Raw genomic sequence first — 12,293 nt, forward strand, 5'->3', positions numbered from 1 at the left:
GCGGCTGCGCACCGAGCGCACCGGCAGCGACAAGGGCGTCGGCCTCGGCCTGTCCATCGTCCGCTCCGTCGTCCGGGCACACGACGGCACCATCACCGCTCAGCCCCGCGAAGGCGGCGGACTCGTCATGCGGGTCGTCCTGCCGCTCTGACGCAGGCCACAGGGCGGCTGTACGCCCGCTGGAGCGACTGTGCGCCCCCGCGGGCAGTCGTCGGACATCTGTGCGTACGATCGCCCGTCTCGCGGCCGTACGCCGCCTCGCCTGCCGGTTTGACGAGAAGGGGGGTCGGCGTGGATCCTTCGCCGAGTTCGCTTTGCGCTGAATTGAACCGGTCCGCCTGCCGGTCTGTGCGTGTGTGATGCCTCACAGGCGCGATTTTCCGGCCATCTACGCTCCGTGATCGAAAACCACGTCGGAATGCCGGGGAAGTCCGGGTTTCCGGGGGGTGAGATCACGGGAAGTACAGGTGGTGGGCTGCGCGAGGTGCGACATTCGGACCGTGTACGGTCCTGATCGCCATCCAAACCGATCACCTCTCCAGGGGTGCGGTTGGGTGTCGATTGAGTAACAGACCTTGATGTGAGGCAAAATCTCCGCCTCAGGTCGGGCACAAGTCCGGCCTCTCACGCGTTACGAGCGCTGAGACACCGCAGACACCCAGAGGGGGAGAGCGAAAATGGCTACGGATTACGACACCCCACGCAAGACCGACGACGACCTCAACGAGGACAGCATTGAAGAGCTGAAGTCGCGGCGCAACGACAAGTCCGCCTCGGCCGTCGACGTCGACGAGTTCGAGCAGGCCGAGGGCTTGGAGCTGCCCGGAGCGGACCTGTCCAACGAAGAACTGGCCGTGCGCGTGCTGCCCAAGCAGCAGGACGAGTTCACGTGCATGAGCTGCTTCCTGGTCCACCACCGCAGCCAGCTTGCCGCGGAGGACAAGAACGGGCAGCCGATCTGCCGCGACTGCGCGGCCTGAGACCGGTCTACGCCGTGGCAGGCGTGAACCCGTTCCGCAAGGGCTCCAAGGGCGTCAAAGGCTCGGCGGCCGGCGCACGATCACGCGAGGAAACCGCGCCCGTGCCCGCCGACCCGACCGCCCTTCCCGCGGAGCGGACGACCGGTGCGTTGCCGTGGGGGCACCTCCCGCTCGAGCGAAGCCGAGAGCGGGGGAGGGACCGCACGGCCTCGCTCGCGGCCACGGTCGGCCGCGGTGCCGGAAGAACCGGCGGCAGGGTGCGGGCTGTACTTGCCGTGACCGCCGACCGGATCATCGACACCGCCCCGCGGATCCCGGTCCGTGACCTCGCCACCCTGCGCGCCCAGTTCCCCGGACTGACCCCCGAGGACCTGGCCGACAAGCTCGTCGCGGGCGCCTGCCGGGCCACCGCCACCGTCGGAGCGGGCGTCGGCGCGGCAGCGATGCTGCCCGTACCGCCCGCCATGCCGGCCGAGCTGGCCGCCGAGGTCGCCGGCGTCGCCTCGATCGAGATCAAACTGATCGCCGAGCTGCACGAGGTCTACGGCCTGCGGCCCGCCGGGAATTTCCGGCAGCGGGGGATGGCCTATCTGACGTCCTGGACGGAGGAGCGGGGCGTCGACCTCACCAAACCGGCCTCGCTGAACATCGCGCTCGGCGTGCAGATGAGGCGGGAACTGCGCCAGCAGATCATGAAGCGCACGCTGCGCAACCTCCCCAACCTCACCCCGTTCATGATCGGCGCCACCGTCGGCGCGTTCATGAACCGCAGGGACACCAGAAAAGTTGCGGAAAAGATCCGTAAGGATCTGCGCACGAAGCAGGTCCCCTGGGAGACCCTGCCCGACTCCGCGCCGGCCGCTCCGAGGGACGGCGGGCCGGCCGGAGAAGCCTTGCCCGAGGGCGACTGACCCCCGCCTCCGAAAGCGCAGCTCAGGCGCGTACGGCTGCCAGCGCCGCGACCAGACGCTCCGGCGCCCGCGTCGAGAGATAGGCGTACGGCGTCGGGTCCTGCGGATCGGTGATCTCCACCCGCACCGCGGTGCGGATATAGCCGCGCAGCAGCATGAACGCGCGGGCGTCGGCCTTGTGCGTACGCCACGCCAGCGCCTCGTCCGCGTCCAGCGCCCGCGCCTCGCCCAGTGCCGTCGCCGGGATCTTCGCGTCGCCGGCGATCAGCGCACCGCCCACCACCCGGATCCGCACCGAGCCGTACGTGCTCACCGCCACCGCGGACAGCGCCGCCCCGCCGATCAGGCCGCCGAGCATCGGAAGCGTCCCCAGGGGGAGCAGCATCAAGGCGCAGGCGACGCCGATCAGCGCGGCGATCACCCACCAGGACCGGGGCGCGGTGAGGCGTTCTTCGTACGACTGCATGGCTCCAGCTTGGCACGGCGGCACGGGCCCCTTACGCGCGCGGGTAGGGTCTGCACTCGTGAGTGGAACTGACGAACCCAGGGCACGGTTGACGCCACCGGCGGACGCCGTCGCTCCGGTCCGGCATGCCGACGCGCCGGCACCCGGAGAACTCCTCGGCGCGCACTACGACCGGTGCTTCGGCTGCGGCACGGGTCAGCCGCACGGCCTGCATCTGGAGGCGCGGGCCGGGGACGGCGTGAGCGTGTCCGCCGAGTTCACCGTCAAGGAGGCCCACCAGGGTGCGCCCGGTCTCGCGCACGGCGGAGTACTGGCCACCGCGCTGGACGAGACGCTCGGCTCGCTGAACTGGCTGCTGCGGGTGATCGCGGTGACCGGCCGGCTGGAGACCGACTTCGTACGGCCGGTGCCGCTGGGCACGGTGCTGCACCTGGACGCGCGGGTCACCGCGGTGCACGGGCGGAAGATCTACTCGACGGCCGTGGGGCGCATAGGCGGCCCGGACGGTCCCGTCGCGGTGCGCGCCGAGGCCGTGTTCATCGAGGTGAAGGTCGACCACTTCATCGACAACGGAAGGGCCGAGGAGATCCAGGCGGCGATGGCCGACCCGGACCAGGCCAAGCGAGCGCGTGCCTTCGAGGTGAACCCGTGAGTCAGGTACGGAATCCGGTGGATGTGCTGCTGCGGCGGCTGGATGCGGACGTGCCCGTTCCGTCGTACGGGCATCCCGGCGACGCGGGGGTGGACCTGGTGACCACCGAGGCCGCCGAGCTGGCGCCGGGGGAGCGCGCCGTGCTGCCCACCGGGGTGTCGATCGCCCTGCCTGACGGGTATGCGGCATTTGTGCACCCGCGGTCCGGACTGGCCGCGCGCTGCGGCCTGGCGCTGGTGAATGCCCCCGGGACGGTGGATGCCGGGTACCGTGGAGAGATCAAGGTGATCGTGGTCAATCTGGACCCGCGCGAAAGCGTGCGGTTCGAGAGGTTCGACCGGATCGCCCAACTGGTCGTCCAGCAGGTCGAGAAGGTGCGCTTCCACGAGGTGGCGGAACTTCCCGGCTCGGCGCGGGCCGAGGGGGGATTCGGTTCCACCGGCGGTCATGCGGCGGTGGGCGGCTCCACGGGCGGGAATGAATACGCATCGGTCGGTGCCGACCGGGAAGGACAGTGACGTGTTCGGACGTCGCAAGAAGAACGAGGCTCCTGAAGAGTCGGTCGAGGACACCACGCTCGACGAGCACGCGGTGAGCGACGCCGACGAGGACGAGGCGCCGCAGCAGCGGCTCAATCTTCCGCCCGCGCCGCGCCCCGACGGTCCCTGGGACGCGTCGGAGGTCTCCGAGCCCGGCGAGGGCCGGGTGGACCTCGGCGGGCTGTTCGTGCCCGGTGTCGAGGGCATGGAGCTCCGGGTGGAGGTCGCCGGTGACGCCATCGTCGCCGCGACCGTGGTGCTTCAGGACAGCGCCGTACAGCTACAGGCCTTCGCCGCCCCCAAGAACGAGGGCATCTGGGGCGAGGTCCGCGAGGAGATCGCCGCCGGCATCACCCAGCAGGGCGGCGTCATCGACGAGGTCGAGGGCCCGCTGGGCTGGGAGCTGCGTGCCCAGGTACCGGTACAGCTGCCGGACGGCACCAACGGTGTGCAGGTCGTGCGCTTCGTCGGTGTCGACGGCCCCCGGTGGTTCCTGCGCGGTGTGATCTCCGGGCAGGGCGCGGTGCAGCCGCAGGCCGCGGGCGTGCTGGAACACATCTTCCGGGACACCGTCATCATTCGCGGCGACGCCCCGATGGCGCCCCGCGACCCGATCGTCCTGAAGCTGCCGGACGACGCCCAGATGGTGCCGGACGGTGTGCAGCAGGAGCCGGTCGAGCAGTCGCGCTTCGGCGGCGGTGTGGAGCGCCTGGAGCGTGGACCGGAGATCACCGAGATCCGCTGAGCATCTCCGGCGGCCGGGCGGCGCGAGGGCGCCCCGGTGACGGCTGGATCGTGACGGTCGTTAGGGCCCGTACTCCCCGATGGGGGGTGCGGGCCCTTCCGTCTGTGCAGGTCAGGTCGCGATGCGTAGGGAAGTCGTCAACGGGGCGCTAACGGCCGTAAGAGAGGCGTCAACGGCGCTCACATGCGGCGGGAACAGCGCTTTGCTCTAGGGGTCCGTTCCTCCCCGATTCAACTAGGAGCACACGATGGCCGACGTGGCCTTCGTCGTCGTCACGATCGCGGTCTTCGCGCTGGTGGCTCTCGTCGCCAAGGGGGTGGCGAAGCTGTGACCGCGGAAAACGTCGTCGGCCTGGTCGTGGCCGTCGCCCTGCTCGGCTACCTGGTCCTCGCCCTCGTCTTCCCGGAGAGGTTCTGAGGTGTCGACTGCTGCTGCCGCGGCGGGCCACATGAGCCCCGTTCTCGCAGGCGTGCTCCAGCTGACAGCGCTCGTCGCGGCGCTGGCTCTGGCGTACCGTCCCCTCGGCGACTACATGGCCGCCGTCTACAGCTCACCCAAGCATCTGCGCATCGAGAAGGTCATCTACCGCTGCATCGGCGCGCATGCGGACGCACAGATGCGCTGGCCGGCCTATCTGCGCGCGGTCCTGGCGTTCTCCGCGGCGGGTGTGCTCCTCCTCTACCTGCTACAGCGTGTCCAGGGCGGTATGCCGCTGTCCCTCGGCTTCGCATCCATCAGCCCGGACCAGGCGTTCAACACCGCGGCATCCTTCGTCGCCAACACCAACTGGCAGTCCTACAGCGGCGAACAGGCCATGGGCCACGTCGTGCAGACCGCCGGGCTCGCGGTGCAGAACTTCGTCTCGGCCGCCACCGGCATGGCCGTCGCCATCGCCCTTGTCCGCGGCTTCGCCCTCCACCGAGGTCTCGGCTCCGCCCGGGCAGGGGGCGCCCCCGGACGCACCGGCGAGCTCGGCAACTTCTGGGCCGACCTGGTGCGCGGCACCGTACGGGTGCTCGTCCCCCTCGCCGTCATCGGCGCCGTCGTCCTGGTCGCCTGTGGTGCCATCCAGAATTTCTCCGGCATCCATGAGGTCGGCCAGTTCATGGGCGGCTCCCAGCAGACCAACGGGGGCGCGGTGGCCTCCCAGGAGGTCATCAAGGAGCTGGGCACCAACGGGGGCGGCTACTTCAACGGCAACTCCGCCCACCCCTTCGAGAACCCCGACGCCTTCACCAACCTCTTCGAGGTCTTCCTGATCCTCGTCATCCCGTTCGCGCTCACCCGGACCTTCGGCAAGCTCGTCGGCAACGTGAAGCAGGGGTACGCCGTCCTCGCCGCGATGGGCATCATCTGGCTCGGCTTCACCGCGCTGATGATGTGGACCGAGTTCGCCCACGGCGGCCCGGCCCTGGAGGCCGCGGGCGCCGCCATGGAAGGCAAGGAGACCCGCTTCGGCATCGGCGGCTCCTCGATCTTCTCGGTGGCCACCACCCTCACCTCCACCGGCGCGGTGGACTCCCTCCACTCCTCCTTCACGGCCTTCGGCGGCGGTATCCAGCTGCTCGGCATGATGCTCGGCGAGATCGCGCCCGGCGGTGTCGGCTCCGGCCTCTACGGCATGCTGGTCATGGCGATCATCGCGGTGTTCATCGCCGGACTGATGGTGGGCCGCACCCCCGAATACCTCGGCAAGAAGATCGGCACCCGCGAGATCAAGCTCGCCGCCTGCTACCTCCTCATCACCCCGACGCTGGTGCTCGGCTTCACCGCCGCCTCGATGGTGCTGCCGGACGCGCTGGGCTCGATGCTCAACACCAAGGCCATGGGCGCCGGTTCGCACGGCTTCTCCGAGGTGCTCTACGCGTTCACCTCCGGCGCCAACAACAACGGCTCCGCGTTCGGCGGCCTCAACGCCAACACGCCCTGGTACAACACCACGATCGGTCTGGCGATGCTGCTTGGCCGCTTCCTGCCGATGGTGTTCGTGCTCGCCCTGGCCGGCTCGCTCGCCGAGCAGAAGCCGGTGCCGGAGACCGCGGGCACCCTCCGTACCGAAAAGCCGCTGTTCGCCGGGCTGCTCGTCGGCACGATCCTGATCATCACCGGTCTGACCTACTTCCCGGCGCTGGCCCTCGGGCCGCTGGCGGAGGGGCTGTCATGACCGTCCCTGTGAAACCGGAGGAGCCCGGCTCCATGTCCACCGCCACTCCGACCCGCGCTCCGCACCAGGACGTCCCGAGTGGGCACAAGCCCGGCGACGGCCGTGTGGGCGGCGGGCTCTTCGACCCCAAGCAGCTGGTCACGTCCCTGCCGGACGCGGTACGCAAACTCGATCCGCGGGTCATGGTCAAGTCGCCCGTGATGTTCGTGGTCGAGGTCGGCTCCGTGCTGACCACGATCTTCGCGTGCACGGCACCCGCCGACTGGTTCGGCTGGGCGATCGCCGCCTGGCTGTGGCTGACCGTCCTCTTCGCCAACCTCGCCGAGGCGGTCGCCGAGGGCCGCGGCAAGGCGCAGGCCGACACCCTGCGCAAGGCCAAGACCGACACCGTGGCGCGCCGTCTGAGCGGGAGCCGCGAGGAGCAGGTGCCCGGTACCGAGCTGCGCATCGGTGACCTCGTCGTGTGCGAGGCCGGCGACATCATTCCCGGTGACGGCGATGTGGTGGACGGGGTGGCATCCGTCGACGAGTCCGCCATCACGGGGGAGTCGGCTCCGGTCATCCGTGAGTCGGGCGGTGACCGCTCCGCGGTGACCGGCGGTACGAAGGTGCTCTCCGACCGCATCGTCATCAAGATCACGACGAAGCCCGGCGAGACCTTCATCGACCGGATGATCAACCTCGTCGAAGGAGCGGCACGGCAGAAGACCCCCAACGAGATCGCGCTGAACATCCTGCTCGCCTCGCTCACCATCGTCTTCCTGCTGGCGGTCGTCACCCTCCAGCCGTTCGCGGTCTACGCGGGCGCCGAACAGCCCATGATCGTGCTGCTCGCACTGCTGGTCTGTCTGATCCCGACGACCATCGGCGCGCTGCTCTCGGCCATCGGCATCGCCGGGATGGACCGGCTGGTGCAGCGCAACGTCCTGGCCATGTCCGGCCGCGCCGTCGAAGCCGCAGGCGATGTATCGACATTGCTGCTCGACAAGACCGGCACCATCACCCTCGGCAACCGACAGGCCGCCGAGTTCGTCCCCGTACGCGGCACCACCGAGGCCGAGGTGGCGGACGCCGCCCAGCTGTCCTCACTGGCCGATGAGACGCCGGAGGGCCGCTCCATCGTCGTCCTCGCCAAGGAGAAGTACGGGCTGCGCGAACGGCACCAGGGGGAGCTGACCGACGCCGAGTGGGTGCCCTTCACCGCCCAGACCCGGATGTCGGGTGTGGACGTCGACGGGCGCAAGGTCCGTAAGGGCGCGTCAGGTTCGGTCATCGCCTGGGTCAAGGAGCGCGGCGGCAGCGTCGCCGAGGACGCCCAGCAGCTCACCGACGCGATCTCGCAGGCCGGCGGCACGCCGCTGCTGGTCGCCCTGGAGGACGAGAGCGGGCCCCGCGTCCTGGGAGTCATCCACCTCAAGGACGTCGTCAAGGACGGCATGCGCGAACGCTTCGTCGAGCTGCGCAAGATGGGCATCAAGACCGTCATGATCACGGGTGACAACCCGCTGACGGCCAAGGCCATCGCCGATGAGGCAGGCGTGGACGACTTCCTCGCGGAGGCCACCCCCGAGGACAAGATGGCGCTTATCAAGCGGGAGCAGGCGGGCGGCAAGCTGGTCGCGATGACCGGCGACGGCACCAATGACGCGCCCGCGCTGGCACAGGCGGACGTCGGTGTGGCCATGAACACCGGTACCTCGGCCGCCAAGGAGGCCGGGAACATGGTGGACCTGGACTCCAACCCGACCAAGCTCATCGAGATCGTCGAGATCGGCAAGCAACTGCTGATCACCCGGGGCGCACTGACGACTTTCTCGATCGCCAACGATGTCGCGAAGTACTTCGCGATCATCCCGGCGATGTTCGCGGTGGCCTACCCAGGCCTGGACACCCTCAACATCATGCGGCTGTCCAGCCCCAACTCCGCGATCCTCTCGGCGATCATCTTCAACGCGCTGATCATCGTGGCGCTGGTGCCGCTCGCCCTCAAGGGCGTGCAGTACCGGCCGGTCAGCGCCGACAGGATGCTGCGCCGCAACCTCGCCGTCTACGGGCTGGGCGGTCTGATCGCACCGTTCATCGGCATCAAGCTCATCGACCTGCTCCTCACTCTCATCCCCGGAATCGGGTGACCGCCGTGAACAACTCCGTACGCAACACCGCCCGGTTGATCGGGGCAGGCCTGCGTGCCCTGCTCGTACTGACCGTGGTCTGCGGGGGCATCTACCCACTGGTGGTCACCGGGGTCGCGCAGGCGGCGTTCCCCGCCAAGGCCAACGGGTCCGAGGTGAGCTACCAGGGCAGGGTGGTCGGCTCATCGCTGCTCGGTCCGCGCTACGACAAGGGCAAGGACAAGAACGGCAACCCGGTCCCGGACCTGAAGTTCTTCCAGCCGCGCCCCTCGGCGGGACTGGGCAGCAACAGGACCAACGGGGTGAACACCCAGTACGACCTCCAGGTCTCCGGCGCCTCCAACCTGGGCGCCACCAACACCGACCTCGTCAAGGCGGTGCAGGAGCGCAAGCAGTGGGTCTCCGAGACGTACGGGGTTCCCGGGTCGAAGGTCCCGGCGGACGCCGTCACCTCGTCCGGCTCCGGCCTCGACCCGGACATCTCCCCGGAGTACGCCCAGGTGCAGACCGCCACCGTCGCCAAGGAGAACCACCTTCCCGTCGCCACGGTGGAGAAGCTGGTCGAGCACCACACCGACGGGCGCACCCTCGGCTTCATGGGGGAACCACGGGTGAACGTCCTGGAGTTGAACATCGCGCTGAAGGAGCTGGTGCGGAGCGCGGGGAAGGGCTGAGCGCGCGCCGGCCGGTCGAGTGCGGGCGAGGTCGAGCCCGGGGGCGGGGGCGGGCGCCGTTGTGGGGACGGCGCCGGGCCCGGGTGGCTGTGTGTGGCGTTGGGGGCCTCGTGTGTGGGGGCGGCCCGGGGAGAGTTCCCCGGGCCGCCCCACGGTCGTTCCGCCTGTCTCGTTCGTCGGTTCTTTCACCTCTCGTCCGGGGTCGAGAAATGAACTATCCATCGGTACAGGGCAGTTGATTGCCTTCCACTATGCGGTCATTTCTTGACGTTGCTCTTGACGCCGAGTCTTGACGTCGCGACGGCTTGCCCTTACGTTCGCCAGCCATCGCAGGTGTTCATGTCAGCGCCTGTCGTTCATGTACGAGAACAGCTCCCGTCCATCGAGCATCTCGACAGGAAGGCACCCACCCCCGATGCGCAGAAAGCTCACCCTCGTCGTCGGCGCGCTGCTCGGAACCCTGACGGCAGGCCCGCTCGTAGTCGCCCCGTCCGCTGCGACACCGACGAGCACGAGGCCGTCCGCCGCGGCGCCGGCCACCTTCACCCACCCCGGCGTCCTCGTCGGCACCGCCCAGCTCGACCTCGCCCGAGCCAAGGTCAACTCCGGTGCGCAGCCCTGGAAAAGTGCCTTCGGCGCCATGACGGTGAGCAAGTACGCCTCGCTGTCCCGCACCCCCAAGCCCCGCGCCATCGTCGAGTGCGGCTCGTACTCCGGCCCCAACTACGGCTGCACCGACGAGCGCGAGGATGCTCTCGCCGCCTACACCCTGTCGCTGGCCTGGTACATCACTCGTGACAGCAAGTACGCGGACAAGGCGATCCAGATCATGGACGCCTGGTCCGCCACCATCAAGGACCACACCAACAGCAACGCCCCACTTCAGACCGGCTGGGCCGGTACCTCCTGGCCACGTGCCGCCGAGATCATCCGCTACACGTACAACGGCTGGCCCAAGGACCGCGTCGACCGCTTCGCCGGCATGCTGCGCAACGTCTACCTGCCGAAGGTGATCAACGGTTCGCAGAGCAACGGCAACTGGGAACTGAGCATGATGGAGGCGGCCGTCGGCATCTCCGTCTTCCTCGAGGACAAGGCCTCCTACGACAAGGCCATCGCCAAGTTCCGTGCCCGGGTGCCCGCGTACATCTATCTGAAGTCCGACGGCGACCTGCCCAAGGCCGCCCCCGGCAGCGGCCTGAACACCCGCGACAAGATCATCAAGTACTGGCAGGGCCAGTCGACCTTCGTCGACGGACTCACCCAGGAAACCTGCCGCGACTTCACCCACACCGGCTACGGCCTGTCGGCCATCTCGCACATCGCCGAAACCAGCCGCATCCAGGGCCAGGACCTCTACCCGGAGGTCGCCGACCGCCTGCGTCACGCACTCGGCTTCCAGGCCACCTACGAACTGGGCACCGCCCCGCCGTCATGGCTGTGCGGCGGCAGCGTCAAGCGCGGCCTGGGCCCCGTGACCGAGGTCGGATACAACGCGCTGCACAACCGGATGCACTACGAGATGACCAACACGCAGAAGCTGACGGAGCGGCAGCGACCGGCCCGATCCAACAACCTCTTCGTCGGCTGGGAGACCCTGACCCACGCGGAAAACCCGAGCTGATACGGGCCTGATCCGGGCCTGATCCGGAGCGGCCCGCAGTCGGGCCCGCAGCCGGTCCGTAGTCGGTTCGAGAGTTATCCACAAGCGTTGTCCGTCGAAGTGCGCGGTACGCATACTGATGCAGTCGGCGGGCAACGCGGGGCGGGCGGTGGGGTCGGTCGGACAGTCGGTTAGGTCAAGGTGCAGGTGTGTGGGGGGAGTTGGAATGCTGGGGCAGTGGTGTGGTCGGCCGCTTCCCGTGGTGTGGGTGGCGGCTGGCGGGCAGCAACGGCGGGGGGGAGGGGGGGGGGTGGGGGAGGGGCCCCCAGCACTGACCGTCGCCACGCCCGCCCCGCCCTGCCCCGCCCGTCCCGGGCCTCACCAGGCGTCGCCGTCGCGCCAGTCGCAGGTGAGGTCGGTGTCGAGATTGAGGGGGGCGGCCGCGGTCGGGAGGACGTAGATGCAGCCGTCCTCGTCTGCGGTGCGCTGGATGCCGTCCGGGGTGAGTGCCCAGGACCGGCCGCGCCACAGCTGCCAGCCGCGGGCTGCGTAGAAGGACGCGGCCTCGTCGGCGGCGCCGAGTGCACCGAGGTCATAGCCGCCGCGTACCACCCGCTCCAGGGCGTTCATCATGGCCGCGCCATGGCCGCTTCCGCGCCGGTCCGCGCGGACGCCGACGCCTTCCACGTATCCGCAGCGCAGTGCGCGTCCGCCGTGCAGCAGGCGCCGCTGTACCAGGGACGCATGCCCGATCAGGTCACCGTCTTCGTAAACCAAGGTGTGCAGGCCGCCGAGTGCGTGCTCCCAGTCCTCCGCGGTCATGTCGTCGAAGACGTCGTAGAGGAGGGTGCGGGCCGCCTTGAGGGTGGCGGCGTCCAAGTCGGAGGTGTGGGCGAGACGTACGTCGGTCACGCGGGGCGTCGTCGGGTGTGCCTCGGTCATGTGGGTCATCGTCGCAGTCGGCCTGTGGCCCGGCGATGGCATTTTTCCGGCCATGATCCGCCTCCCCCCTCCCCTCCCTGCCGTCTGCCCTGTCAGTGATGCGTCAGGGAAGAGGGGTTGGGCTGGTGTGCCGTGATCCCGGCCGGTGTCATGGAGATGACCGGGCGAAACCGTGCCGCCGGGCCGTCGCTGCACTGCGGTGCGTGGTGTGCGCCGCCCGGTCCGGCCGGCCGGCTGCCAGGGCGGGCGTCGCGTACCTCTTCGCGCGGCGCCCGCCCACCGGTATCCGTACGAGGCGGTGCCCGGGCCGAAACGCGTCTCCCGGACCGGACTGGACCGGACTGGCCCGACCCCGACCCCGACCCCTCGCCCGCCGGCCCGACCCGGCCCCGTGCCCCAGCCGGCCGTCCCCCTGCCCAGCCCCCCGCGGCCCACACGCGGCCCCCACCCCAGGCCCCCACCCGAAGGCCCACCCACCCCCGTGA

The 12,293-nt window shown here is 69.5% G+C and carries 13 protein-coding genes; 11 read left to right on the forward strand and 2 right to left on the reverse strand.

Annotated elements, in window-relative coordinates; translation table 11 throughout:
• From IF67_RS42645 to IF67_RS0137970, 3 genes are all read left to right on the forward strand, one after another.
• On the forward strand, window positions 1-151 hold a 151-nt coding region (locus tag IF67_RS42645; protein ID WP_234341640.1), incomplete at its 5' end, for an ATP-binding protein.
• Between the two features lie 526 nt (window positions 152-677).
• The gene (locus IF67_RS0137965) at window positions 678-980 is read left to right on the forward strand and encodes a DUF4193 domain-containing protein (RefSeq protein ID WP_003982531.1); all 303 of its coding nucleotides are present in this window, start codon (window positions 678-680) and stop codon (window positions 978-980) included.
• Window positions 981-1,081: 101 nt separating this feature from the next.
• Window positions 1,082-1,891 carry a hypothetical protein gene (locus IF67_RS0137970; RefSeq protein ID WP_037840403.1) on the forward strand — a complete coding sequence of 270 codons (810 nt, stop codon included), beginning with the start codon at window positions 1,082-1,084 and terminating at the stop codon, window positions 1,889-1,891.
• Between the two features lie 22 nt (window positions 1,892-1,913).
• Here the strand turns inward: IF67_RS0137970 and IF67_RS0137975 are convergent, their stop codons facing one another.
• A complete protein-coding gene (locus IF67_RS0137975; RefSeq protein ID WP_030993547.1) occupies window positions 1,914-2,357 on the reverse strand; it encodes a DUF3093 domain-containing protein in 444 nt (147 codons plus the stop codon).
• A gap of 58 nt (window positions 2,358-2,415) precedes the next feature.
• Between IF67_RS0137975 and IF67_RS0137980 the strand changes: the two genes are divergently transcribed.
• The 8 genes from IF67_RS0137980 (at window position 2,416) to IF67_RS0138020 (ending at window position 10,887) form a co-directional block, all read left to right on the forward strand.
• A complete protein-coding gene (locus tag IF67_RS0137980) occupies window positions 2,416-3,009 on the forward strand; it encodes a PaaI family thioesterase (protein WP_030993548.1) in 594 nt (197 codons plus the stop codon).
• Entirely contained in the window at window positions 3,006-3,527 is a 522-nt protein-coding gene (gene dut / locus IF67_RS0137985) for a dUTP diphosphatase (RefSeq protein WP_037840401.1), read from the forward strand. The genes IF67_RS0137980 and dut overlap by 4 nt, the downstream gene beginning before the upstream one ends.
• 1 nt (window position 3,528) lies before the next feature.
• Entirely contained in the window at window positions 3,529-4,293 is a 765-nt protein-coding gene (locus IF67_RS0137990) for a DUF3710 domain-containing protein (protein WP_030089251.1), read from the forward strand.
• A 327-nt stretch (window positions 4,294-4,620) separates the two neighbouring features.
• Window positions 4,621-4,710 carry a K(+)-transporting ATPase subunit F gene (gene kdpF, locus IF67_RS40950; protein WP_037802756.1) on the forward strand — a complete coding sequence of 30 codons (90 nt, stop codon included), beginning with the start codon at window positions 4,621-4,623 and terminating at the stop codon, window positions 4,708-4,710.
• Between the two features lie 31 nt (window positions 4,711-4,741).
• Window positions 4,742-6,457 carry a potassium-transporting ATPase subunit KdpA gene (gene kdpA, locus IF67_RS0138005; protein WP_030993550.1) on the forward strand — a complete coding sequence of 572 codons (1,716 nt, stop codon included), beginning with the start codon at window positions 4,742-4,744 and terminating at the stop codon, window positions 6,455-6,457.
• 32 nt (window positions 6,458-6,489) lie between these two features.
• A complete protein-coding gene (gene kdpB / locus IF67_RS0138010) occupies window positions 6,490-8,589 on the forward strand; it encodes a potassium-transporting ATPase subunit KdpB (protein ID WP_037840404.1) in 2,100 nt (699 codons plus the stop codon).
• A 5-nt stretch (window positions 8,590-8,594) separates the two neighbouring features.
• The gene (kdpC, locus tag IF67_RS0138015) at window positions 8,595-9,263 is read left to right on the forward strand and encodes a potassium-transporting ATPase subunit KdpC (RefSeq protein ID WP_030993554.1); all 669 of its coding nucleotides are present in this window, start codon (window positions 8,595-8,597) and stop codon (window positions 9,261-9,263) included.
• Between the two features lie 415 nt (window positions 9,264-9,678).
• Window positions 9,679-10,887, forward strand: a complete 1,209-nt coding sequence (locus tag IF67_RS0138020; protein ID WP_030993555.1) for an alginate lyase family protein — start codon at window positions 9,679-9,681, stop codon at window positions 10,885-10,887.
• Window positions 10,888-11,244: 357 nt separating this feature from the next.
• Here the strand turns inward: IF67_RS0138020 and IF67_RS0138025 are convergent, their stop codons facing one another.
• A complete protein-coding gene (locus IF67_RS0138025; protein ID WP_063754438.1) occupies window positions 11,245-11,817 on the reverse strand; it encodes a GNAT family N-acetyltransferase in 573 nt (190 codons plus the stop codon).
• Window positions 11,818-12,293: the final 476 nt, after the last annotated feature.

The organism is Streptomyces sp. NRRL S-1813 (genome assembly GCF_000719605.1).
Classification (GTDB): Bacteria; Actinomycetota; Actinomycetes; order Streptomycetales; family Streptomycetaceae; genus Streptomyces; species Streptomyces decoyicus.

Excerpts from the sequence above, each read along its gene's own strand:
- IF67_RS0138020 (WP_030993555.1), top strand. The coding sequence starts at position 9,679 with ATGCGCAGAAAGCTCACCCTCGTCGTCGGCGCGCTGCTCGGAACCCTG.
- IF67_RS0138025 (WP_063754438.1), bottom strand. The coding sequence starts at position 11,817 with ATGACCCACATGACCGAGGCACACCCGACGACGCCCCGCGTGACCGAC.
- IF67_RS0137965 (WP_003982531.1), top strand. The coding sequence starts at position 678 with ATGGCTACGGATTACGACACCCCACGCAAGACCGACGACGACCTCAAC.
- kdpB (WP_037840404.1), top strand. The coding sequence starts at position 6,490 with ATGTCCACCGCCACTCCGACCCGCGCTCCGCACCAGGACGTCCCGAGT.
- IF67_RS0137975 (WP_030993547.1), bottom strand. The coding sequence starts at position 2,357 with ATGCAGTCGTACGAAGAACGCCTCACCGCGCCCCGGTCCTGGTGGGTG.
- kdpA (WP_030993550.1), top strand. The coding sequence starts at position 4,742 with ATGAGCCCCGTTCTCGCAGGCGTGCTCCAGCTGACAGCGCTCGTCGCG.